Annotated in this window: 17 protein-coding genes and 1 tRNA gene; 10 read left to right on the forward strand and 8 right to left on the reverse strand. The window is 68.0% G+C overall.

From position 1 onward, the window contains the following. Positions 1–36 precede the first annotated feature (36 nt). From ACZ4WS_RS30550 to ACZ4WS_RS30575, 6 genes are all read left to right on the forward strand, one after another. Entirely contained in the window at positions 37–699 is a 663-nt protein-coding gene (locus ACZ4WS_RS30550) for a hypothetical protein (RefSeq protein WP_467985525.1), read from the forward strand. A gap of 397 nt (positions 700–1,096) precedes the next feature. Continuing rightward, positions 1,097–2,317: a branched-chain amino acid ABC transporter substrate-binding protein gene (locus ACZ4WS_RS30555; RefSeq protein ID WP_467985527.1), complete on the forward strand. Its 1,221-nt coding sequence runs from the start codon at positions 1,097–1,099 to the stop codon at positions 2,315–2,317. A gap of 111 nt (positions 2,318–2,428) precedes the next feature. Beyond that, positions 2,429–3,361, forward strand: a complete 933-nt coding sequence (locus ACZ4WS_RS30560; RefSeq protein WP_467985528.1) for a branched-chain amino acid ABC transporter permease — start codon at positions 2,429–2,431, stop codon at positions 3,359–3,361. 5 nt (positions 3,362–3,366) lie between these two features. Beyond that, on the forward strand, positions 3,367–5,136 hold the full coding sequence (locus tag ACZ4WS_RS30565; RefSeq protein ID WP_467985891.1) for a branched-chain amino acid ABC transporter permease: 1,770 nt from the start codon (positions 3,367–3,369) through the stop codon (positions 5,134–5,136). A gap of 5 nt (positions 5,137–5,141) precedes the next feature. Next, positions 5,142–6,023, forward strand: coding sequence for an ABC transporter ATP-binding protein (locus ACZ4WS_RS30570; protein WP_467985530.1), 882 nt, complete (start codon positions 5,142–5,144; stop codon positions 6,021–6,023). Beyond that, positions 6,020–6,736, forward strand: a complete 717-nt coding sequence (locus ACZ4WS_RS30575; protein ID WP_467985534.1) for an ABC transporter ATP-binding protein — start codon at positions 6,020–6,022, stop codon at positions 6,734–6,736. The genes ACZ4WS_RS30570 and ACZ4WS_RS30575 overlap by 4 nt, the downstream gene beginning before the upstream one ends. A gap of 100 nt (positions 6,737–6,836) precedes the next feature. Here ACZ4WS_RS30575 and ACZ4WS_RS30580 read toward each other — a convergent pair whose 3' ends face one another. Further along, the gene (locus ACZ4WS_RS30580) at positions 6,837–7,493 is read right to left on the reverse strand and encodes an ANTAR domain-containing response regulator (protein ID WP_467985536.1); all 657 of its coding nucleotides are present in this window, start codon (positions 7,491–7,493) and stop codon (positions 6,837–6,839) included. 102 nt (positions 7,494–7,595) lie between these two features. Between ACZ4WS_RS30580 and ACZ4WS_RS30585 the strand changes: the two genes are divergently transcribed. The 3 genes from ACZ4WS_RS30585 to ACZ4WS_RS30595 all read left to right on the forward strand — a co-directional run bounded on the left by ACZ4WS_RS30585 (position 7,596) and on the right by ACZ4WS_RS30595 (position 10,582). After that, positions 7,596–7,678, forward strand: a tRNA-Leu gene (locus ACZ4WS_RS30585). 88 nt (positions 7,679–7,766) lie between these two features. After that, positions 7,767–8,555 carry a helix-turn-helix domain-containing protein gene (locus ACZ4WS_RS30590; RefSeq protein ID WP_467985537.1) on the forward strand — a complete coding sequence of 263 codons (789 nt, stop codon included), beginning with the start codon at positions 7,767–7,769 and terminating at the stop codon, positions 8,553–8,555. A gap of 107 nt (positions 8,556–8,662) precedes the next feature. After that, a complete protein-coding gene (locus ACZ4WS_RS30595; protein ID WP_467985539.1) occupies positions 8,663–10,582 on the forward strand; it encodes an alkyl/aryl-sulfatase in 1,920 nt (639 codons plus the stop codon). A gap of 36 nt (positions 10,583–10,618) precedes the next feature. Here the strand turns inward: ACZ4WS_RS30595 and pyk are convergent, their stop codons facing one another. Together pyk and ACZ4WS_RS30605 are read right to left on the reverse strand one after the other, a co-directional pair. Then, a complete protein-coding gene (pyk, locus tag ACZ4WS_RS30600; RefSeq protein WP_467985541.1) occupies positions 10,619–12,055 on the reverse strand; it encodes a pyruvate kinase in 1,437 nt (478 codons plus the stop codon). A 235-nt stretch (positions 12,056–12,290) separates the two neighbouring features. Further along, positions 12,291–13,007 carry an SIMPL domain-containing protein gene (locus tag ACZ4WS_RS30605; RefSeq protein ID WP_467985543.1) on the reverse strand — a complete coding sequence of 239 codons (717 nt, stop codon included), beginning with the start codon at positions 13,005–13,007 and terminating at the stop codon, positions 12,291–12,293. Between the two features lie 138 nt (positions 13,008–13,145). On the opposite strand from ACZ4WS_RS30605, the gene ACZ4WS_RS30610 reads away from it, so the two are divergent. Then, the gene (locus tag ACZ4WS_RS30610) at positions 13,146–14,951 is read left to right on the forward strand and encodes a bifunctional metallophosphatase/5'-nucleotidase (protein ID WP_467985545.1); all 1,806 of its coding nucleotides are present in this window, start codon (positions 13,146–13,148) and stop codon (positions 14,949–14,951) included. Here the strand turns inward: ACZ4WS_RS30610 and ACZ4WS_RS30615 are convergent. The 5 genes from ACZ4WS_RS30615 to pepN form a co-directional block, all read right to left on the reverse strand. Then, positions 14,948–16,099 carry a GDSL-type esterase/lipase family protein gene (locus ACZ4WS_RS30615; RefSeq protein WP_467985547.1) on the reverse strand — a complete coding sequence of 384 codons (1,152 nt, stop codon included), beginning with the start codon at positions 16,097–16,099 and terminating at the stop codon, positions 14,948–14,950. The genes ACZ4WS_RS30610 and ACZ4WS_RS30615 overlap by 4 nt on opposite strands. Positions 16,100–16,150: 51 nt before the next feature. Then, positions 16,151–17,572, reverse strand: a complete 1,422-nt coding sequence (locus ACZ4WS_RS30620; RefSeq protein ID WP_467985549.1) for a lysine N(6)-hydroxylase/L-ornithine N(5)-oxygenase family protein — start codon at positions 17,570–17,572, stop codon at positions 16,151–16,153. Further along, positions 17,569–18,939 carry a pyridoxal phosphate-dependent decarboxylase family protein gene (locus tag ACZ4WS_RS30625; RefSeq protein ID WP_467985551.1) on the reverse strand — a complete coding sequence of 457 codons (1,371 nt, stop codon included), beginning with the start codon at positions 18,937–18,939 and terminating at the stop codon, positions 17,569–17,571. The genes ACZ4WS_RS30620 and ACZ4WS_RS30625 overlap by 4 nt, the downstream gene beginning before the upstream one ends. A 226-nt stretch (positions 18,940–19,165) precedes the next feature. Next, positions 19,166–19,465, reverse strand: a complete 300-nt coding sequence (locus ACZ4WS_RS30630; RefSeq protein WP_467985553.1) for an NAD(P)H-binding protein — start codon at positions 19,463–19,465, stop codon at positions 19,166–19,168. 112 nt (positions 19,466–19,577) lie between these two features. After that, positions 19,578–22,067 carry an aminopeptidase N gene (pepN, locus tag ACZ4WS_RS30635; protein ID WP_467985555.1) on the reverse strand — a complete coding sequence of 830 codons (2,490 nt, stop codon included), beginning with the start codon at positions 22,065–22,067 and terminating at the stop codon, positions 19,578–19,580. Positions 22,068–22,112: the final 45 nt, after the last annotated feature.

Genomic DNA, 22,112 nt, shown 5'->3' on the forward strand with positions numbered 1-22,112 from the left:
ATTGGCGGAGCCCCACGCTCCGGCTTAGCGTGAAGCATGACCGGCATCGGGCCCGTCGAGCCGTGCCACCCCGATGAAGCCGACGGCCCCCACAAAGACACCCCCACCGACCTGCTGTGGTCGAAATCCTCCCGCACCGGCGCCTATTGGGCCGCGCTCCCCCGCTCCCGCCGCCGCCTCGCCCAGACCCTGATCGTCGCCGCGGTCGCCACCGGCACCGTCCTCACCCTGCGCCCGGCACCGGTCACCCAGGCCGCCCCGAACCCCTACCCCTGGCCCGCCGGCGTCACGACCCTCCACTACAAGGGCCGGGGACCCGCCCCCACATCGTTCCGGTTCGAGGTCGACGTCGCCCGCGGCAGCCCCGTCACCATTCACCAAGTCGGCGCCGGGCTACCCGAGTTGGGCGCCACCACCACACCTCGACTGCCACTGACAGTGAGGGCCGGAGCACCCCGCCTGATCACCGTCCGCATATCCGTATACAAGTGCGCCGCCCTGCCCCCCGCCCTCGACCTCCCCCACCTCGACCTGCTCCTCAGCAACCGGACCGCTCGGCAGCAGCAGAGCTTTCTCTTCGGCGGTGCCTACCCCCGTGACCTGTGGGCCGACCTGCGCGCCGTCTGCTTCCCCAACCGGAGCTCCCCCGCCCCGGCTTCGCTCGACCAGGACACCTGGCGCGGCCTCACACATCAGTAACAGTCGGTTACCTCTGCCGTAATGAAGCAATGCCGACGCCACAGCGCCTCCCGCACCGCGCCCCACGGAACGTCCCCGCCCACCTCCGCCATCACCGAAGTCGCCCGCCGCCATGAACTGGAACTGGGCGTTCTCACCATGCGAACACGCAGTCACCCCAGGACGGCATCCCGAAATACTCCGATCATCCGCCCTGCCCCCGCCAGGACAGCCCCCGCATAACAAGAGCGTCACAGCCTTCCCTACGGTCCTCCCACCTCCCCCCACCTGCGCTTAGAGTCACGGCCAGTCACCGCGCCGCCGGGCGCGTCTACTGCACGGCCTTGCATCACCCAGTACGGCCCGGCGAGACACACGGCCCCCACCCTGGGGTGCCGCGCCAGGGAGAGGATTCAACGTGCGACAGCGTTCTTTGGTCATACTCACCTCCGTGCTCACCACAGGAGCACTCACGCTGACCGCCTGCGGCTCGCGCGACGACAGCGGGGACAACAAGAGCAGCAAGAAGACCGAGATCATCATCGGCGTGGACGCGCCGCTGACCGGTCAGAACTCCGCCACGGGCCTCGGCATCCAGGGCGGCGTCCAGATCGCCGTCGACGACGCCAACAAGAACAACACCGTCCCCGGCGTGACCTTCAAGGTCCAGGCGCTCGACGACAAGGCGATCCCGGCCTCCGGCCAGTCGAACGCCACCCAGCTCGTCCAGAACGACAAGGTCCTCGGCGTCGTCGGCCCGCTGAACTCCGGCGTCGCCACCCAGATGCAGCAGGTCTTCGACACCGCCAACCTGGTCGAGATCTCGCCGTCCAACACGGCCCCCGAGCTCACCCAGGGCAAGAACTGGCAGACCGCGAAGTCCCGCCCGTTCAAGACGTACTTCCGCACCGCCACCACCGACGCCCTCCAGGGCGGCTTCGCAGCCGACTACGCCTACAACACGCTGAAGAAGCGCAAGGTGTTCGTGGTCGACGACAAGCAGACCTACGGCGCCGGCCTCGCCAAGCTCTTCAAGGCCGGCTTCACCAAGGCCGGCGGCAAGGTCGCGGGCGAGGACCACGTCAACACCGGCGACACGGACTTCTCGGCCCTCGTCACCAAGATCAAGAACGCCAAGGCCGACCTCGTCTACTACGGCGGCCAGTACGACGAGTCCGAGAAGCTCACCAAGCAGCTCAAGGACGGCGGAGTCAAGATCCCGCTGTTCGGCGGTGACGGCATGTTCACCCCGACCTACATCGAGACCGCCGGCAAGACCTCCGAGGGCGACCTCGTCACCTCGGTCGGCCAGCCCGTCGACTCGCTGCCCTCCGCCGCCGACTTCATCAAGAAGTACAAGGCCTCCGGCCTCAAGGGCGACTACGGCACGTACGGCGGCTACTCCTACGACGCCGCCACGGCCATCATCAAGGCCATCGGCAACGTCGTGAAGGACGGCAAGATCCCGGACGGCGCCCGCGCCAAGGTCGTCGCCGAGGTCCAGAAGACCAAGTTCGACGGCATCGCCGGCCCCGTCTCCTTCGACGAGTACGGCGACACCACCAACAAGCAGCTCACCGTCTACCAGGTCGTCGACGGCAAGTGGAAGGCCGTGAAGAGCGGCACCTTCAACGGCTGATCCCCACCTGCCGCTAGCACCACCCAAGGGCCGCGCGGCCAGACCACCCGTCACCGCGCGGCCCGTTTCATACGCCCTGCTCAACACTCCCCACCACATGGAGGCCATGCGGTGAACACCCTGCCGCAGCAGCTGGCCAACGGGCTGTTCCTCGGCTCGATGTACGGGCTGATCGCCATCGGCTACACGATGGTGTACGGCATCGTCCAGCTCATCAACTTCGCCCACGGCGAGATCTTCATGACCGGAGGCTTCGGCGCACTCACGGTCTACCTTTACGTTCTGCCAAACGGCACATCCATGTGGATAGCCCTCCCAGCGATGCTCATAGGCGGCGGACTCGTCTCCGTCCTCATCGCCGTCGGGGCCGAACGGTTCGCCTACCGGCCACTCCGCGGCGCACCACGCCTCGCTCCACTGATCACCGCCATCGGCCTCTCCCTCGCCCTCCAGCAGGCCGTCTTCAACTGGTACCCGGACGCCAAGACCGACCGCAACTTCCCCCAGATCGACGGCGGCCCCTGGCACCTCGGCTCCATCAGCATCAGCAGCGGCTCCCTCTTCGTCATCATCGCCGCTCCCCTCTGCATGGCAGCCCTCGCCCTCTTCGTCAGCCTCTCCCGCACCGGCCGCGCCATGCAGGCCACCGCGCAGGACCCTGACACCGCACAGCTCATGGGCATCGACACCAACCGCATCATCGTCATCGCCTTCGCCATCGGCGGCTTCTTCGCCGCCGTGGCCGCCGTCTCCTACGGCCTGCGCTACGGCTCGGTCAAGTACGACATGGGCTTCCAGATGGGCCTCAAGGCCTTCACCGCAGCCGTCCTCGGCGGCATCGGCAACATCTACGGCGCCATGATCGGCGGCCTCGTCCTCGGCCTCGCCGAAACCATGGCCACCTCCTACATCGACGGCATCCCCGGCATGCAGCAGCTCGGCGGCGGCGGCTGGGCCTCCGTGTGGGCCTTCGTACTCCTCATCCTCGTACTGCTGTTCAGGCCACAAGGCCTAGTCGGCGAACGCGTCGCGGACAGGGCGTGAGCACCATGGCAACCACCGAGACCACCGCCACCGCACGCGGCCTGATCGCACTCCCCCAGACCGCCGCCCGCGCCCTCATCGCCATCGGCGCCATCGCCACCATCGCCAGCACGTTCATGTCCTGGACCTACACGTCCGACTTCCCCGGGGACCTCACCTACTACGGCTCCCCGGCCGGACTCCAGATCCTCGACATCGTCGCCGGCGCCCTCACCCTGCTCTTCGCGCTCACCCTCTTCGACATCCGCGGCCTGCGCTGGCTCAACCCGGCGGGCGCCACCCAGCCCGTCGTCCTCGCCGCCACCTCCGCGTTCGCCGTCAGCTGGTTCAGCGCCATCGCGATCGCCGTCGACCTCAAGGGCCTCGTCGCCCTCGACCCCGGCGCCTACATCGCCGCCATCGGCTCCCTCATCGCCCTCCTCGGCACCCTGGCACTCCCCAGCCCCGGCGACACCTTCAAGGACTGGGTCAGCAAGCCGGGCAACATCCCCCCGGCCGCCAAGCTCCCCGCCTGGGGCGAACGCCTCGTCATCACCGCCGCCACCGCCGTGGCCCTGATCGTCTTCACCTACGGCATCGGCGTCGACCCCGACGCAAGCGAAACGTTCCTCGGCTACCTGCTCCTGGTCATCTTCGGCACCTGGGCCCTGCTCACCGCCGGACTCTTCGACCGCTTCGCCGAACTCAACGCCCGCCACAAGGGATTCGCCACCTCCATGGCATTCCTCGCCGCGGCGATCTTCCCCTTCGTCGAGAACAACGAGCACAACGCCAACCTCGGCGTGAACATCCTCGTCGTCGCCACCGTCGCCCTCGGCCTCAACATCGTCGTCGGCCTCACCGGACTCCTCGACCTCGGATACGTCGCCTTCCTCGGAGTCGGCGCCTACGCCGCGGCCCTCGTCTCCGGCTCCGAGTTCTCCCGCTTCGCCGGCGTCCAGTTCCCCTTCTGGGCCGCCATGCTCACCGGCATGGCAGCGTCACTCGTCTTCGGCGTCCTCATCGGCGCCCCCACCCTGCGACTGCGCGGCGACTACCTCGCCATCGTCACCCTGGGCTTCGGAGAGATCTTCCGCATCACCGTCAACAACATGGACGGCTCCAGCGGACCGAACCTCACCAACGGCCCCAACGGCATCTCCATGATCCCGGACCTCAAGATCCTCGGGTTCAACTTCGGAAGCACCCACGACATCGGCGGAATCACCCTCGGCCGATTCGCGAACTACTTCCTCCTGATGCTGCTCATCACCGCGCTCGTCGTCATCGTCTTCAACCGCGCCGCCGACTCCCGGATCGGCCGCTCCTGGATCGCCATCCGCGAAGACGAGACCGCCGCCACCGCCATGGGCATCAACGGCTTCCGCGTCAAGCTCATCGCCTTCGCCCTCGGCGCCTCGCTCGCCGGCCTCGCCGGAACCGTCAGCGCCCACGTCGGCTACAGCGTCAACCCGGCCCCGTACCAGTTCGCCGGCTCCGTGCCCCCGAACTCCGCCTTCCTGCTCGCCGCGGTCGTCCTCGGCGGCATGGGCACGGTCAACGGCCCCATCCTCGGCGCCACGCTGCTCTACCTCCTCCCCGAGAAGCTCAGCTTCCTCAAGGAGTACCAGCTCCTGGCATTCGGCATCGCACTCGTGATCCTCATGCGCTTCCGCCCCGAAGGCATCATCGCCAACCGCCGCCGCCAGCTCGAATTCCACGAGACCGACCAACTCGACATCCCCGAACAAGGCCTGCCCGACACCACCGTCGGCGTCACCAAGGCAGGGGCGTGACCCACATGACCACCACCACAGCCCCCAGCCCCGTCCTCGAAGCCAGCGGCGTCACCATGCGCTTCGGCGGCCTCACCGCCGTACGCAGCGTCGACCTCACCGTCAACAGCGGCGAGATCGTCGGCCTCATCGGCCCCAACGGCGCCGGCAAGACCACCTTCTTCAACTGCCTCACGGGCCTGTACGTCCCCACCGAAGGCAAGGTCTCCTACAAAGGCACGGTGCTGCCCCCGAAGCCGCACCTGGTCACCAGCGCAGGCATCGCCCGCACCTTCCAGAACATCCGGCTCTTCGCCAACATGACCGTCCTGGAAAACGTCCTCGTCGGCCGCCACACCCGCACCAAGGAAGGCCTCTGGTCGGCCCTCCTGCGCGGCCCCGGCTTCCGCAAGGCCGAAGCGGACTCCCGCGAACGCGCCATGGAACTGCTGGAGTTCATCGGCCTCGCCCACAAGGCCGACCACCTCTCCCGCAACCTCCCCTACGGCGAACAGCGCAAGCTGGAGATCGCGCGAGCGATGGCGAGCGAGCCGGGTCTCCTGCTCCTCGACGAGCCCACCGCCGGCATGAACCCCCAAGAAACGCGGGCGACCGAAGACCTCGTCTTCGCCATCCGCGACCGGGGCATCGCCGTCCTCGTCATCGAGCACGACATGCGCTTCATCTTCAACCTGAGCGACCGCGTCGCCTGCCTCGTCCAAGGCGAAAAACTCGTCGAAGGAACGTCAGAGGTCGTCCAGGGCGACGAACGCGTCATCGCCGCCTACCTCGGTACGCCCTTCGAGGGCGCCCCCGGCGAAGAGGAAGTCGCCGAAGTCGAGGCCGCCGAAGCCGCGGGAGCCTCCGACGCGCAGAGCACCACCAGCAAGGAAGGAACCGCCCAGTGACCGCACTGCTGGAGGTCGAAGACCTCAAGGTCGCCTACGGCAAGATCGAAGCCGTCAAGGGCATCTCCTTCACCGTCGAAGCCGGTCAGATCGTCACCCTCATCGGCACCAACGGCGCCGGCAAAACCACCACCCTGCGCACCCTCTCCGGGCTCCTCAAGCCCAGCGGAGGCCGCATCCTCTTCGACGGCCAACCCCTCTCCGGGGTCCCCGCCCACAAGATCGTCGCCCTCGGCCTCGCCCACTCCCCCGAGGGACGCCACATCTTCCCCCGGCTGACGATCACCGAAAACCTCCAACTCGGCGCATTCCTCCGCACCGACAAGGCAGGCATCGAGAAGGACATCCAGCGCGCCTACGACCTCTTCCCCATCCTGGGCGAGCGCCGTAAGCAAGCCGCAGGAACCCTCTCGGGCGGCGAGCAGCAGATGCTGGCGATGGGCCGCGCCCTCATGTCCCAGCCCAAGCTACTGATGCTCGACGAACCCTCCATGGGCCTCTCGCCGATCATGATGCAGAAGATCATGGCCACGATCGCCGAACTCAAGGCCTCCGGCACGACCATCCTCCTCGTCGAGCAGAACGCCCAGGCAGCGCTCTCCCTCGCCGACCAAGGACACGTCATGGAGGTCGGCAACATCGTCCTCTCCGGCACAGGGCAGGACCTGCTGCACGACGAGTCCGTGCGGAAGGCGTACCTCGGCGAGGACTGAGCCCTCTCCGGGTATACGAAATCGGGTGTACGAAGAGGCCCGCGCCCCTTGTTCGGGGGTGCGGGCCTCTTTCGTCTGCTCGTACCGGGTGGGGGCGGGACTAGCCCTTCGAGGACTTCTTCTCCTCGGCGTCCTGAATGACCGCCTCGGCCACCTGCTGCATCGACATACGCCGGTCCATCGACGTCTTCTGAATCCACCGGAAGGCAGCGGGCTCCGTCAGCCCGTACGCCGTCTGCAGAACCGACTTCGCACGGTCGACGAGCTTCCGCGTCTCCAGCCGCTGCGTGAGATCCTCGATCTCCTTCTCCAGCGCCTTGAGCTCCGTGAACCGCGAGACAGCCATCTCGATCGCCGGCACGACGTCACTCTTGCTGAACGGCTTCACCAAGTACGCCATCGCGCCGGCGTCGCGCGCACGCTCGACCAGGTCGCGCTGCGAGAACGCGGTCAGCATCAGGACGGGGGCGATGCCCTCCTCGGCGATCTTCTCGGCGGCGGAGATGCCATCCATCTTCGGCATCTTCACGTCGAGGATCACGAGATCCGGCTTGTGCTCCCGGGCCAGCTCGACGGCCTGCTCACCGTCACCCGCCTCACCTACGACGGAGTAGCCCTCCTCCTCCAGCATCTCTTTGAGGTCGAGGCGAATCAGCGCCTCGTCCTCAGCGATGACGACACGGGTCGTCAGCGGAGGCACGTGCGCCTTGTCGTCGTCGGGCGCGTCTACGGGCTGGGGCGACTCGGGGGCGGTCACGGGGGCTCCTCATTACGGGCCGGGCAGGTAGTGCTGCTTATGAAGACTACCTAGGGGCGGCGGCCTGCGATGACCCGGTATGCTTCCGCACAGCCCACTCACGCCGGGTTGGTGGAACGGTATACACGGAGGTCTCAAACACCTCTGCCCGTGAGGGCTTGCGGGTTCGAATCCCGCACCCGGCACAGTTCGGCGCTAAGCGGAGGTTCACGTTCTCGTGAACCTCCGCTTTTTGCTACACACGGCCACGATCGGTGACACAGAGTGGCACGCATGATCTTTCACGGAACAGAGGTTCGACAGCAAGCGCTCACACTGCTGCGCAACGGCACGAGGAACGCAGACGTGGCGCGGAAATTCAACGTCCCCCTCGGCACCGTCAGCTACTGGAAGCACATGGACCGCGCGAAGCGCGGCGAGTGCCCGGGCAAACATGACCCAAAATGCCCACGGTGCGACGGCCGAGAGCTGGACGAGTCCGCGTACAGCTACTTGCTCGGCCTGTACCTGGGCGACGGCCACATCAGCCGTTACTCCGAGCACCGCGTGCCCAACCTCATGATCACCTGCGCCGAATCGTGGCCCGGCCTCATGGACGACTGCGAGCAGGCCATGCGCGCGGTCTTCCCCGACAACTCCGTCTGCCGCGTCCGCAAGATCGGCTGCCGAAACGTGAAGGTGTACTCGAAGCACTTGCACTGCCTGTTCCCCCAGCACGGCCCCGGCAAGAAGCACGAGCGCCTCATCGTCCTCGAACCCTGGCAACACGAAATCCTCGACGCCCATCCCTGGCAGTTCATCCGGGGCCTCATCCACTCCGACGGCTGCCGCATCACCAATTGGACGACCCGACTCGTCGCCGGCGAACGCAAGCGCTACGAGTACCCCCGGTACTTCTTCGCCAACAAGTCGGACGACATCAGGAGGCTCTTCACGGACACCCTCGACAAGGTGGGCGTCGAGTGGACCACCCTCGCCCGCGGCAGCGACCCCTTCAACATCTCCATCGCCCGCAAGGCCTCCGTCACCCTCATGGACACCCACGTAGGCCCCAAGTACTGACCCCGCAATATGACCCGTCACAGCCCACCCGGCCTCCGGTTAGGACCTGCCCCAAATCGCGAAAGAACCGTTGACCGGAGTGACCCCCCGCGGCGATCTTCGGCGGCATGACTCCCATGAACCGACGAGGTTTCGTCGCCGCGGCCGCCGGTGCGGCTGCGGCGGCCGTGTCCCTGAACCCGCAGTCCGCCGCCGCGCTCGGTGCGAGTGGCGCGAGCGGCGGGAGTACGGCGACGGATACCGCCGACTTCGAAGCCGCCGACAGGGGATTCATCGCCGCGCTCGAACCGGGCGTCGTGAAGAACGCGGCCGGCGCCGTGGTGTGGGACAACGACGCGTACGCCTTCCTGAAGAACCCCGCTCCCAAGACCGCGAACGCGAGCCTGTGGCGGCAGTCGCAGCTCACGCGGAAGCAGGGGCTGTACAAGGTGACCGACCGGATCTATCAGGTCCGGGGGCTCGACCTCTCCAATATGACGATCGTCGAGGGCGATACCGGGATCGTCGTCATCGACCCCCTGATCTCCGCCGAGACGGCCGCCGCCGCGCTGAAGCTGTACCGCGACCACGTGGCCGACAAGAAGGTCACGGGGCTCGTCTACACGCACCCGCACATCGATCATTACGGCGGTTGCCGTGGCGTACTGCCGGATGGGGCGGGCAGCGTTCCCGTCCTGGCTCCCGAGGGGTTCATGGAGCACGCTGTCTCCGAGAACGTATACGCGGGTACGGCCATGACGCGGCGCTCCGTCTATATGTACGGCGCCCAGCTCGACAAGGGTCCGGCGGGGCAGATCGGTTGTGGGCTGGGGCAGAACATTTCCACCGGGACCATCGGGTTGCTGGAGCCCACCGTCTATGTGTCCGCTACCGGGCAGCGCGAGACCATTGACGGTGTGGTCATGGAGTTCCAGATGACGCCGGGCACGGAGGCGCCGGCCGAGATGAACTTCCTGTTCCCGGAGCTGCGTGCTGTCTGTATGGCGGAGAACGCGACGCACACGATGCACAACATCATCACGCTGCGGGGTGCGCAGGTCCGGGATGCCAAGCAATGGGTGGCGTATCTCACCGAGTCGATCGGGCTGTACGACGGTCGGGTCGATGTCGCGTTCGCGTCGCACCACTGGCCGACCTGGGGGAACGATGTGATCGTCACGCTGCTCGAACAGCAGCGGGATCTTTACGCCTACATGCATGATCAGACCTTGCGGATGCTCAACGCGGGGTTGACCGGGCGTGAGATCGCCGAGGAATTCGAGCTGCCTCCCGCTCTTGCCAAGGTGTGGGCGAATCGGGGTTACTACGGGTCGTTGAGTCATAACGTGAAGGGGATTTATCAGCGGTACATGGGGTGGTTCGACGCCAATCCCGCGCATTTGTGGGAGCATCCGCCGGTCGCCGAGGCCGAGCGGTATGTGAAGGCGCTCGGTGGAATGGCGTCCGCTGTTTCGAAGGCTCGGGGATTCATCCGTGACGGCGATCTGCGGTTCGCGGCGACGCTGCTGAATCATTGTGTGTTCGCGGGGCCGGATTATCAGAGGCCGAAGCAGCTTCTGGCGCAGGTCTACGAGAAGCTCGCGTTCGCGTCGGAGAACGCGGTGTGGCGGAACTTCTATCTGACGGGGGCGATGGAGCTCCGGGAGGGTGTGAAGGAGCCGCTGACGACGTCGGACAGTACGGATGTGAAGGCGGCGCTGTCCGTTGACCAGCTCATCGATGCGATGTCGGTGCGTGTGAACGGCCCCAAGGCCTGGGATCTCGATCTCGCCATCGACTGGTGTCTGCCGGGGCAGGGCAAGTACTGGCATCTGCGGCTGAGGAACGGGGTGTTGACCCACACCGTCGATACGAAGGCCAGTGTCTCGGCGAGGCTCACGCTCACCATGAGCAAGGTGCAGTTGCTTCAGCTGCTCGCGGGGAAGGGGTTGGGGTCGATCCAGACGTCGGGTGACACGGCTCTGCTCACGAAGTTGTTCTCGGTGATCGTGACGCCGACCGCCGATTTCAACATCGTGACGCCATGAAGAGAGGGCCCCTCGCCTGGAGGGGCCCTTCGCGTGTTACTTGGGGCTGTCGTCCTCGCCGATGTGGTGCACGCGTACGAGGTTCGTGGAGCCGGAGACTCCGGGCGGTGATCCGGCTGTGATGACGACGATGTCGCCTTTCTGGCAGCGGCCGTACTTGAGGAGGAGTTCGTCGACCTGGTCGACCATGGCGTCGGTGGAGTCGACGTGGGGGCCGAGGAAGGTTTCGACGCCCCAGGTGAGGTTGAGCTGGGAGCGGGTCGCCGGGGCCGGGGTGAAGGCCAGCAGGGGGATGGGTGACCTGTATCGCGACAGGCGGCGGACGGTGTCGCCGGACTGGGTGAAGGCGACGAGGAACTTGGCGCCCAGGAAGTCGCCCATCTCGGCAGCTGCTCGGGCGACCGCGCCGCCTTGGGTGCGGGGTTTGTTGCGGTCGGTGAGGGGCGGCAGGCCCTTGGCGAGGATGTCTTCCTCGGCCGCTTCGACGATGCGGGCCATGGTTCGGACGGTCTCGATGGGGTATTTGCCGACGCTGGTCTCGCCGGAGAGCATCACGGCGTCGGTGCCGTCGATGACGGCGTTGGCGACGTCCGAGGCTTCGGCGCGGGTGGGGCGGGAGTTGTCGATCATCGAGTCGAGCATTTGGGTGGCGACGATGACCGGCTTGGCGTTGCGTTTGGCCAGCTTGATGGCGCGTTTTTGGACGATGGGGACCTGTTCGAGGGGCATTTCGACGCCCAGGTCGCCTCGGGCGACCATGATGGCGTCGAAGGCGGCGACGATGTCGTCGATGTTCTCGACGGCCTGTGGCTTCTCGACTTTGGCGATGACGGGGAGGCGGCGGCCTTCTTCGTCCATGATGCGGTGGACGTCGTCGATGTCGCGTCCGCTGCGTACGAAGGAGAGGGCGATGACGTCGAAGCCGCTGCGGAGGGCCCAGCGGAGGTCTGCTTCGTCCTTGTCGGAGAGGGCGGGGACGGAGACGGCGACGCCGGGGAGGTTGAGGCCTTTGTGGTCGGAGACCATGCCGCCTTCGACGACGGTGGTGTGGACGCGGGGGCCGTCGACGGTGGTGACTTCGAGGCAGACTTTTCCGTCGTCGACGAGGATGCGTTCACCGGGAGTGACGTCGGCGGCCAGTCCGTCGTAGGTGGTGCCGCAGGTCTGGCGGTCGCCTTCCACGCCTTCTTCGACGGTGATGGTGAAGGTGTCTCCGCGTTCAAGGAGTACGGGGCCTTCGCTGAAGCGGCCGAGTCGGATCTTCGGGCCTTGAAGGTCGGCGAGGATTCCGACGCTGCGGCCGGTCTCGTCGGAGGCCTTTCGCACGTGGTGGTAGCGCTCCTCGTGTTCGGCGTAGGTGCCGTGGCTGAGGTTGAATCGGGCTACGTCCATTCCGGCGTCGACCAGGGCTTTGATCTGGTCGTACGAGTCGGTGGCGGGGCCCAATGTACAGACGATCTTTGCTCGGCGCATGGTTTGAGCCTAGGCCTTACCGGCCGGTAGGGAATTGGCGCTGCATGACTACTCAACAACCTTTGCGTGAAGGGTTATTGACAACCGTTGAATTGTGCGCCGGGGTGCTCCGATGAGCATGAGGGGGCCTTTCGGTGCCCCGGCGCATTTATCTGTCGGTCGTGCGACGTCCGTTCAGGAGAAGCAGCCGGTCACGGGCTGTGGCGTTCTCGGGCGGCGCGTAGAACCGTAGGGGCTACAACTCCGGTGGTGCCATGGTGAATCGGGCGTTGACCTGGGCGTAGACGCGTTGGCGTTGGGGTTCGAGGTCGAGGGGTGCGGCTTCGTCGGAGGCGGCTCCGGCGTAGGAGGCGGAGCGCATGGCGCGGCCGGGGGCGGCGGGGTAGGGGGGTGGGGTGTTTTCTGCTCCGATGTCGGCGAGTTCGACGAGGGCGGCGAGGGTGGTGCCGAGGGCTTCGGCATATTCGCGGGCGCGTTGGACGGCTTCGCGGACGGCTTGCTGGCGGGCTTGGCGGTGGGAGGGTGAGTCGGGGCGCAGGGCCCACCGGGGGCCGTCGACGCGGGTGAGGTCGAGGTCGGCGAGGCGGGTGGTGAGTTCGCCGAGGGCGGTGAAGTCGGTGAGTTCGGCGGTGATGTGGACGCGGCCGTGATAGGCGCGGATGCGTTCGCCGCGGCCGTGTTTGGTGAGTTCGGGGCTGATGGAGAAGGCGCCTGTTTCCAGGCGTTCGACTGCTTCTCCGTAGGTCTTGACGAGGTCGAGGGCGGTGGCGTTGCGGCGGGTGAGGTCGGCGAGGGCGTCGCGGCGGTCGGTGCCGCGGGCGCTGACGGTGATGCCGATGCGGGCGATTTCGGGGTCGACTTCGAGGCGGGCTTCGCCGCGGACGGCGATGCGGGGTGCTTCGGGGGTGCCGTAGGGGACTGCGGGTTGGGGTTCCTCTGCGGTGGGGGCCATACGTCCCACTCTGTCACTGGGCGGCCCGTTGGGGCGTCTGTAGGTCACCAGATCGAAACCTGCGGGGGCTGTTGCTGTTGTTGATGCCCGGGTCAGAATCTACGCGCGTTGTTGACCGTTTCCTGAGGAGTCTCTGAGATGCCGTTGAATCGCCGGAAGTTCCTGAAGAAGTCCGCCGTGACCGGGGCGGGAGTGGCGTTGACCGGCGCGGTCGCGGCGCCGTCCGCGCGGGCGGCCGAGGCGAAGGAGTCGGGGAAGGCCCCGAAGCGGTACTCGCTGACGGTGATGGGGACGACCGACCTGCATGGGCATGTCTTCAACTGGGACTACTTCAAGGACGCGGAGTACTCCGACGCCAAGGGCAACGCGATGGGCCTGGCCCGGATTTCGACGCTGGTGAACGAGGTGCGCGAGGAGAAGGGCCGCTCCCACACGCTGCTGCTCGACGCGGGCGACACGATTCAGGGCACGCCGCTGACGTACTACTACGCGAAGGTGGACCCGATCACTGCCAAGGGTGGTCCGGTGCATCCGATGGCGCAGGCGATGAACGCGATCGGGTATGACGCGGTGGCGCTCGGGAACCACGAGTTCAACTACGGCATCGAGACGCTGCGGAAGTTCGAGTCGCAGTGTCGCTTCCCGCTGCTGGGTGCGAACGCGCTGGACGCGAAGACGCTGAAGCCCGCTTTCCCGCCGTACTTCATCAAGAAGTTCCATGTGCCGGGTGCTCCGCCGGTGAAGGTGGCCGTGCTCGGTCTGACGAACCCGGGTATCGCGATCTGGGACAAGGCTTATGTGCAGGGCAAGTTGACGTTCCCGGGTCTGGAGGAGCAGGCGGCGAAGTGGGTGCCGAAGCTGCGGTCGATGGGTGCGGACGTGGTGGTGGTGTCGGCGCACAGCGGTTCGTCGGGCACGTCGTCGTACGGTGATCAGTTGCCGTACATCGAGAACTCGGCTGCTTTGGTGGCCCAGCAGGTGCCGGGCATCGACGCGATTCTGGTCGGGCACGCGCATGTGGAGATCCCGGAGTTGAAGGTCACCAACGCCGCGACCGGCAAGACGGTCGTGTTGTCGGAGCCGCTGTGCTACGCGGAGCGGCTGACTCTCTTCGACTTCGAGCTGGTCTTCGAGAAGGGCAAGTGGCAGGTCGAGTCGGTGGCGGCGTCGCTGCGCAACTCGAACGCGGTGGCCGACGATCCGAGGATCACGCGGCTGCTGAAGGACGAGCACGACGTGGTCGTGGCGTACGTCAATCAGGTGGTCGGTACGGCGACTCAGACGCTGACGACGGTCGAGGCGCGGTACAAGGACGCCCCGATCATCGACCTGATCACGAAGGTCCAGGAGGACGTGGTCAAGGCGGCGCTGGCGAGCACGGAGTACGCGTCGGTGCCGGTGATCGCGCAGGCGTCGCCGTTCTCGCGTACGTCGGAGATCCCGGCCGGAGAGGTGACGATCCGGGATCTGTCGAGCCTGTACGTGTACGACAACACGCTGGTCGCGAAGTTGCTGACGGGCGCGCAGGTGCGGGCGTACCTGGAGTACTCGGCGAACTACTTCGTGCAGACGGCCGCGGACGCGGTGATCGACACGGAGAAGCTGACGAACGCGAACAACCGTCCGGACTACAACTACGACTATGTGTCGGGTCTTCAGTACGACATCGACATCGCGCAGGCGGAGGGTTCGCGGATCAAGAACCTGACGTACAGCGGTGCGGCGCTGGACGACGCGCAGCAGTTCGTTTTCGCGGTGAACAACTACCGTGCCAATGGTGGCGGTGCCTTCCCGCATGTGGCGTCCGCGACCGAGGTGTGGTCGGAGTCCACGGAGATCCGTACGCGGATCGCCGAGTGGGTGACCGCGAAGGGCACCTTGAACCCGGCCGAGTTCGCTTCGGTGGACTGGAAGCTGACGCGGAACGGCACCGCCGTGTTCTAGAGGTCCAGCAGGGATACGTCCACGGCGTCGGCGATGGCTTTCGCGCCGGCGTCGTTGACGTGCAGGCCGTCGCCGCTGTTGAAGTCGTCGCGGATCCGGTCGGGTCGGTCGGGGTCCGCGACGGCGGCGGCGATGTCGATGACGGCGTCGAAGGGGTGGTCGTCGCCGAGGAGCCACTCGTTGACGCGGCGACGTGTGGCCTGGCCCTCCTCGCTGTCGTAGCCCTCGTAGACCGTGCCCGCGTACGGGCCGATGGTGCCGACGATGGTGGTGAGACCCGCGGCATGCAGCCGGTCGGCGAGCGCGGTGAGTCCGCCGATGAAGTCGTCGGCGGTGACGCGGTCCCGTGCGGGCTCGGGGTGGGAGATGTATCCGGGCATGCCCAGGTCGTTGAGGCCGATGTGGATGAGGACGTGGCTGACCCCGGGTACGTGGAGGACGTCGTGTTCGATGCGGGCCAGGAGGTGTTCACCCATCTCGTCGTTGAGCAGGCGGTTGCCGGAGATGCCCTGGTTGACGATCCAGCCGCGGGTGAGGCGGCGGCTGAGCTGGGCGGGGAAGCTGCTGTCGGTACCAGGGGTGGTGGCGGCTCCCTCGATCCAGGAGTCGCCGAAGGCGACGGCGATGCGGGTGCCCTCGGAGGCTCGTACGTCGATGCCGGTGACGAAGTGGCCGGCGTCCAACTCCTCGGCGTTTTCGAGGACTTCGGCTCCCAGCTGATTGCCGGAGACGGCGTGTCCGATGTCGTACGGCACGCGGGAGTGGGTGGTGAGTCCGGTGTCCCCGGGCAGATAGAGGCTGAGTGCGAGCTCCTCCCCCGCGCTGACGGCCCTCTCGACGGGGTCGCTGACGATTTCCTCGCCGACGGGGATCGTGACATCTGAGGCGCCCGCGAAGAGCAGGGGCACGTCCGTGTCGGTGTCGATCCCGCTCCCCTCGGTCCTCCTGGCCAGGTGTGCGCCGGCGATGACCAGGGGTTCCTTCCCGAAGCGGTTGCTGAGCCGGACCCGCAGGGCGTCGCCTCCGCCGGCCAGGCGCAGCGCTTGACGTACGGTCTGGTCGGCGAAGCCGCGGGGCTCGCCGAGCTTGAATCCTTCGTAGGGGCTGATGACGGCGGAGCGGTGGGCGGCAGTCCATGAAGTGGTCATGCCGGGCCCAACATCACCCGTCGTCGGACTTCTTCCTCGTTTGCCTGTTTCTTACCGTCCCTCGACGAGGGGGATGAGTGTCGGAGCCGTCTGCCGCGTGCTCGGGATGTGGGGCTGTTGCTCAAGTCCGAAGGTGGTGAAGGCGGTTCGCCCGGGGAGCGGGTAAGGGTCTTTGCCGGTGAGGGAGTTGAGGATGGTGGCGCTGCGCCAGGCGGCGAGGCCGAGGTCGGGGGCGCCGACTCCGTGGGTGTGGAGTTCGGCGTTCTGGACGTGGACGTGGCCGGTGACGGAGGGGTCGAGGACGAGGCGGAACTGGTCGTCGATGCGGGGGCGTTCGCTGCTGTCGCGGCACAGGTAGGGGTCGAGTCCGGCGAGGATCTGGCCGAGGGGGCGTTCGCGGTAGCCGGTGGCGAGGACGACGGCGTCGGTGGTGAGGCAGGAGCGGGCGCCTTGCTGGACGTGTTCCAGGTGGAGTTCGACTTTGGTGGTGGCGACGCGGCCGGCGGTGCGGACGGTGACGGCGGGGGTGAGGACGGCGTCGGGCCAGCCGCCGTGCAGGGTGCGGCGGTAGAGCTCGTCGTGGATGGCGGCGATGGTGTCGGCGTCGATGCCTTTGTGGAGTTGCCATTGGGCGGCGACGAGCCGGTCGCGTACGGGTTCGGTGAGGTGGTGGAAGTAGCGGGTGTAGTCGGGGGTGAAGTGTTCCAGGCCGAGCTTGGAGTACTCCATGGGGGCGAAGGCTTCGGTGCGGGCGAGCCAGTGGATCTTCTCGTGTCCGGCGGGCCGGTTCCTGAGGAGGTCGAGGAAGACTTCGGCGCCGGACTGTCCCGCGCCGATGACGGTGATGTGTTCGGCGGTGAGGAACTGGTCGCGGTGTTTGAGGTAGTCCGCGGCGTGGATGACGGGCACGCCGGGGGCTTCGACGAGGGGTTTGAGGGGTTCGGGGATGTGGGGGGCGGTGCCGACGCCGAGGACGATGTTGCGGGTGTAGGAGCGGCCGAAGGCTTCGGCTTGTCCGTCGGTGTCGAGTTGGGTGAAGTCGACCTCGAACAGGGCGCGTTCGGGGTTCCAGCGGACGGCGTCGACCTGGTGGCCGAAGTGGAGTCCGGGGAGGCTGTCCGCGACCCAGCGGCAGTAGGCGTCGTATTCGGCGCGCTGGATGTGGAAGCGCTCGGCGAAGTAGAAGGGGAAGAGGCGGTCGCGGTCTTTCAGGTAGTTGAGGAACGACCATGGGTTGGCGGGGTCGGCGAGGGTCACCAGGTCGGCGAGGAAGGGGACTTGGAGGGTGGCGCCGTCGATGAGGAGGCCGGGGTGCCAGTCGAAGCCGGGGCGCTGTTCGTAGAAGACGGTGTCGAGTTCGGCGAGGGGGTGGGCGAGGGCGGCGAGGGAGAGGTTGAAGGGGCCGATGCCGATGCCCACCAGGTCGCGGGGTGCCTCGGCGGCGGGGCGTGTGGGGGTGGGCGTCGGGCTCATCGGGGGGTGTGTCCTTCCACCAGTTTCAGAAGCGCGGCCAGGTCGCCCGGCCGGGTGTGGGGGTTGAGGAGGGTGGCTTTGAGCCAGAGGCGGCCGTCGAGTGCGGCGCGGCCGAGGACGGCGCGGCCTTCGTTCAGGAGGGTGCGGCGTACGGCGGCGACGGTGTCGTCGGTGGCCCCGGCGGGCCGGAACAGGACGGTGCTGATGACCGGCCGGTCGTAGAGTTCGAGGCCGGGGTGGGCCGCTACGAGGCCGGCCAACTCGTTGGCGCGGGCGCAGACTTGGTCGATGAGGGCGCCGATGCCTTGCCGTCCCAGGGTTTTGAGGGTGACGGCGATTTTGAGGATGTCGGGGCGTCGTGTGGTGCGCAGGGAGCGGCCGAGGAGGTCGGGGAGGCCTGCTTCGGTGTCGTCGTCGGCGTTGAGGTAGTCGGCGCGGTGTTCCAGTGCGGCGAGGTCGTGCGGCCCTTTGACGACGAGGAGTCCGGCGGCGACGGGCTGCCAGCCGAGTTTGTGCAGGTCGAGGGTGACGGTGTGGGCGCGGTCGAGTGCGTCGAGCTTGGTGCGGTGGCGGTCGCTGAAGAGGAGGCCTCCGCCGTAGGCGGCGTCGATGTGGAGGCGGGCGCCGTGGGCGGCGCACAGGTCGGCGATGTCGGGCAGCGGGTCGATGAGCCCGGTGTCGGTGGTGCCGGCGGTGGCGGCGACCAGGAGGGAGCCGCGGGGGCCGGGCAGCTCCGTGAGGGCTTCGTCCAGGGCGGCCGGGTCCATCGTTCCTGCGGGGGCGGGGACGACGACGGGGTCGGGCAGGCCGAGCAGCCAGGCGGCGCGGTGCAGCGAGTGGTGGGCGTTGGCACCGCAGAGGAGCTGTACGCCGGCGTGGGCTTCCCGGGCGAGGAGGAGGGCGAGTTGGTTGGATTCGGTGCCGCCGGTGGTCACGAGGGCGTCGCCTTCGTCGCCGTACACCTGGCGCGCGAGTGATCGCGTGACGAGTGCCTCCAGTTCGGAGGCGGCCGGGGCCTGGTCCCAGGAGTCCAGGGACGGGTTGAGCACCGAGGCGGCGAGGTCGGCGGCGGTGGCGACGGCGAGGGGTGGGCAGTGCAGGTGGGCGGCGCACAGCGGGTCCGCCGGGTCGGCGGCGCCTTCGGCGAGCATGTGGACGAGGGCGCGCAGGGCGTCCGGGTCGCCTTCTTCCGGCAGTACGTCCCCGACCGCGTCCCGCACGCGCGCGGCGACCGCCTCCGGTCCGCCGGCGGGCAGCGGCCCGCCCCGGGCGCGGCCGCCGTCGCGCAGTGCGTCGAGCACGGTGTCGAGCAACGGCCGTAGCGCACCGGGACCTTCGGGACCAGAGGCGAGGGGCGGCGTGCTCATGGGGTGTCCTCCGGTGGGCGCGCGGCAGGGGAAGTCCAAGCCTGCACGCGGATCGGGTCGGCGCGCCCGGAGAGCACAACGATCCGACCCGAATGGGGGTACTGCCGTACGGAGGAAATGTGTAGGGGCGGCGGAGGTGCTAGGCGTCGTACGAGCGGCCCTCGTTGAGGCCGTGCGCGATGCTGAGCGTCGTACGCGCGGCCCTCGTTGACGTCGTGCGTGGGCATCAGGCTCGGGCCGTGAAGTCCGCGCGGTGGTCCTCGGCCCAGCCGGCGAAGGTGCGGGCCGGGGTGCCCGTGAGGGCCTCGATGCGGTCCGCGGCGATCTGCGCGTACAGGAAGAGCTTCGTCGCGCCGTCGAACAGGGCGGCCGGTGCGGCCAGTTCGAGTCGTGCGACCTCGGCCGCCGCCGGCAGCGCGGCCCGTGCCGGGTCACGGGTCAGTGCCCGTACGGGCTGGTCCTCGGCGACGAGGCGGTCGACGAGAAAGCGGCCTGCGTTCCCGGTCGCGCCGGTCACAACGATCACGGGGGCTCCTCCGCGGGCTTCGGGCTGATCATCCCTGCCTGGCCGAGCCCAGGAGGGATGATCAGCCCGCCGCATCGTCGTGTGGGAGGAGCCGGGACCGAGGGCGCCGGTCCTACGCCTCTCGCACCCGCAACGCCCGTGCCAGGTCGTCGAGTTGGTCGACGAGCTTGCGGCGCAGGGCCGGGATGGGGTCGGCGTCGCGGAGGCATGCCTCGCCGAGGGCGAGGGTTTCCGGGGTTACGGCGTGGAAGGGGAAGGCGTACCGTCCGGCGGCCTCGGCGATGGCGGGGCCGCGGCGGGCGGCGAGGGCCACGGCGTCGGGCCAGTAACGCTCGACGTACTCCCTGACGAGGTCGGCCTGTTCGGGCTGCCAGAAGCCCTGGGCGGTGGCGGTGAACAGGTAGTTGGAGAGCTCGTCGGAGGCGAACATCTCCTCCCAGGCGCGGCGCTTGGCCTCCGGGTCGGGCAGGGCGGCGCGGCAGCGGGCGGCGCCTTCCTGGCCGGTGGCGCTGGGGTCCTGGACGAGTTCGGCGTCGATGACGGCGTCGTCGACGGCGCCGAGGACGGCGAGGCGGCCGAGGATGCGCCAGCGCAGCTCGGGGTCGAGTTCGGGGCCGCCGGGGACGGTGCCTTCGGAGAACCAGGCGCTGATGGTGTCGGGGTGGGCGGCGACGTCGATGAAGTGGCGTACGGCGGTGAGGCGCAGGCCGGGGTGGGAGCCGTCCTCGGTGCGGCGCATGAGGTCGCGGCAGAGGTCGGTGAGGGTGGCGAGGGCGGCGGGACGGTCCTCGGCGGGCAGGTAGCGGTCGGCGACGTGGGCGGCGGCGAAGGTCAGGACGCCCTGGACGAGGGCGAGGTCGCTCTCGTGCGGGAGGTGGGCGCGGGCGGCCTCCACGTAGGCCATGGCGGGCAGTTCGCCGTCGCGTACGGCGTCGCGCAGGGCGTTCCAGACGACGGCGCGGGTCAGCGGGTCGGGCAGGCCGGAGAGGGCCGCGCGGACGGTTTCGAAGGACTCGGGGTCGAAGCGGACCTTGGCGTAGGACAGGTCCCCGTCGTTGAGGAGCAGCAGGGCGGGGCGCTTTCCGATCTCCGCCTCTTCGGTCTGCGGTACGTCGAGTTCGAGGCGTTCGCGCAGGGTGAGGCGGCCGTCGTCGGTGAGGTCCCGGTCGTAGAGGCCGACGGCGATGCGGTGCGGGCGGCTGCCCCGCTGCTCGACGGTGAGGGTGTGGGTGCCGTCGGCCGCGGCGGTGATCGTCGGCGTGAGGGTGTCGACGCCGGTGGTGCGCAGCCACGAGTCGGCCCAGGCATGCACGTCGCGCTCGGTCGCTCCGGCGAGGGAGTCGATGAAGTCGGCGAGGGTGGCGTTGGCGAACTTGTGGCGGGCGAAGTGGGTGTTGATGCCGTCGAGGAAGTCCTTCTCGCCGAGCCAGGTCACCAACTGCCGTAGCGCGGAGGCGCCCTTGGCGTAGGAGATGCCGTCGAAGTTGAGCATGGCGGACGCGGTGTCGGGGACGGCGTCCGGGTCGGGGGCGACGGGGTGGGTGGAGGGGCGCTGGTCGGCTTCGTAGCCCCAGGGCTTGCGGATGACGCCGAAGTCGACCCAGGTGTCGGTGAAGCGGGTGGCTTCGGTGAGGGTCTGGTAGCCCATGTACTCGGCGAAGGACTCGTTCAGCCAGATGTCGTCCCACCAGCGCAGGGTGACGAGGTCGCCGAACCACATGTGGGCCATTTCGTGGGCGATGACCATGGCGCGGGTCTGCCGCTCGGTGTCGGTGACGGCGGAGCGGTAGATGAACTCGTCGCGGAAGGTGACGAGTCCGGGGTTCTCCATGGCGCCGGCGTTGAATTCGGGGACGAACGCCTGGTCGTAGGAGTCGAAGGGGTAGGGCTCGTCGAACTTCTCGTGGTAGCGGTCGAAGCAGGCGCGGGTGACGTCGAGGATCTCGTCGGCGTCGGCGTCCATGTGGGGGGCGAGGGAGCGGCGGCAGTGGATACCGAAGGGCAGGCCGCGGTGTTCGGTGCGCACGGAGTGCCAGGGGCCGGCGGCGACGGCGACGAGGTAGGTGGAGATCAGCGGGGTGGGCGCGGCCTTCCAGCGGCCCTCCCCCAGGTGTTCGGTGACGCCGTTGGCGAGGACGGTCCAGCCGTCGGGGGCGGTGACGGACAGGTCGAAGACGGCCTTCAGGTCGGGCTGGTCGAAGGCGGCGAAGACGCGCTGGACGTCTTCCATGAACAGCTGGGTGTAGAGGTAGGTCTCGCCGTCGGTGGGGTCGGTGAAGCGGTGCATGCCCTCGCCGGTGCGGGAGTAGCGCATCGAGGCGTCGACGCGCAGCTCGTGCTCGCCCGCCGTGAGGCCCTTCAGCGGCAGCCGGTTCTCGTCGAGGGTCTCGGGGTCGAGGGGCTGCCCGTCGAGGGTGACGGAGCGCAGTTCGGCGGGCTTCAGCTCGACGAAGGTGTCCGCGTCGGCGCGGGCGGTGAACCGGATGACGGTCAGGGAGTCGAACGTCTCGTCCCCGCGGGTCAGGTCGAGTTCGATCCCGTAGTGGTGGACGTCGAGGAGCTTGGCACGGGTCTGCGCTTCGTCGCGCGTCAGTACGGACATGAGGACATGCTGCCTGATGCCTCTGTCAAGGCACAGAGGCAGCCC

This window comes from Streptomyces sp. NPDC029292 (genome assembly GCF_055569295.1).

Coding starts and splice junctions, on each gene's coding strand:
- ACZ4WS_RS30550 (WP_467985525.1), top strand. CDS start 37: ATGACCGGCATCGGGCCCGTCGAGCCGTGCCACCCCGATGAAGCCGAC.
- ACZ4WS_RS30565 (WP_467985891.1), top strand. CDS start 3,367: ATGGCAACCACCGAGACCACCGCCACCGCACGCGGCCTGATCGCACTC.
- ACZ4WS_RS30570 (WP_467985530.1), top strand. CDS start 5,142: ATGACCACCACCACAGCCCCCAGCCCCGTCCTCGAAGCCAGCGGCGTC.
- ACZ4WS_RS30590 (WP_467985537.1), top strand. CDS start 7,767: ATGATCTTTCACGGAACAGAGGTTCGACAGCAAGCGCTCACACTGCTG.
- ACZ4WS_RS30595 (WP_467985539.1), top strand. CDS start 8,663: ATGACTCCCATGAACCGACGAGGTTTCGTCGCCGCGGCCGCCGGTGCG.
- pyk (WP_467985541.1), bottom strand. CDS start 12,055: ATGCGCCGAGCAAAGATCGTCTGTACATTGGGCCCCGCCACCGACTCG.
- ACZ4WS_RS30605 (WP_467985543.1), bottom strand. CDS start 13,007: ATGGCCCCCACCGCAGAGGAACCCCAACCCGCAGTCCCCTACGGCACC.
- ACZ4WS_RS30610 (WP_467985545.1), top strand. CDS start 13,146: ATGCCGTTGAATCGCCGGAAGTTCCTGAAGAAGTCCGCCGTGACCGGG.
- ACZ4WS_RS30615 (WP_467985547.1), bottom strand. CDS start 16,099: ATGACCACTTCATGGACTGCCGCCCACCGCTCCGCCGTCATCAGCCCC.
- ACZ4WS_RS30620 (WP_467985549.1), bottom strand. CDS start 17,572: ATGAGCCCGACGCCCACCCCCACACGCCCCGCCGCCGAGGCACCCCGC.
- ACZ4WS_RS30625 (WP_467985551.1), bottom strand. CDS start 18,939: ATGAGCACGCCGCCCCTCGCCTCTGGTCCCGAAGGTCCCGGTGCGCTA.
- pepN (WP_467985555.1), bottom strand. CDS start 22,067: ATGTCCGTACTGACGCGCGACGAAGCGCAGACCCGTGCCAAGCTCCTC.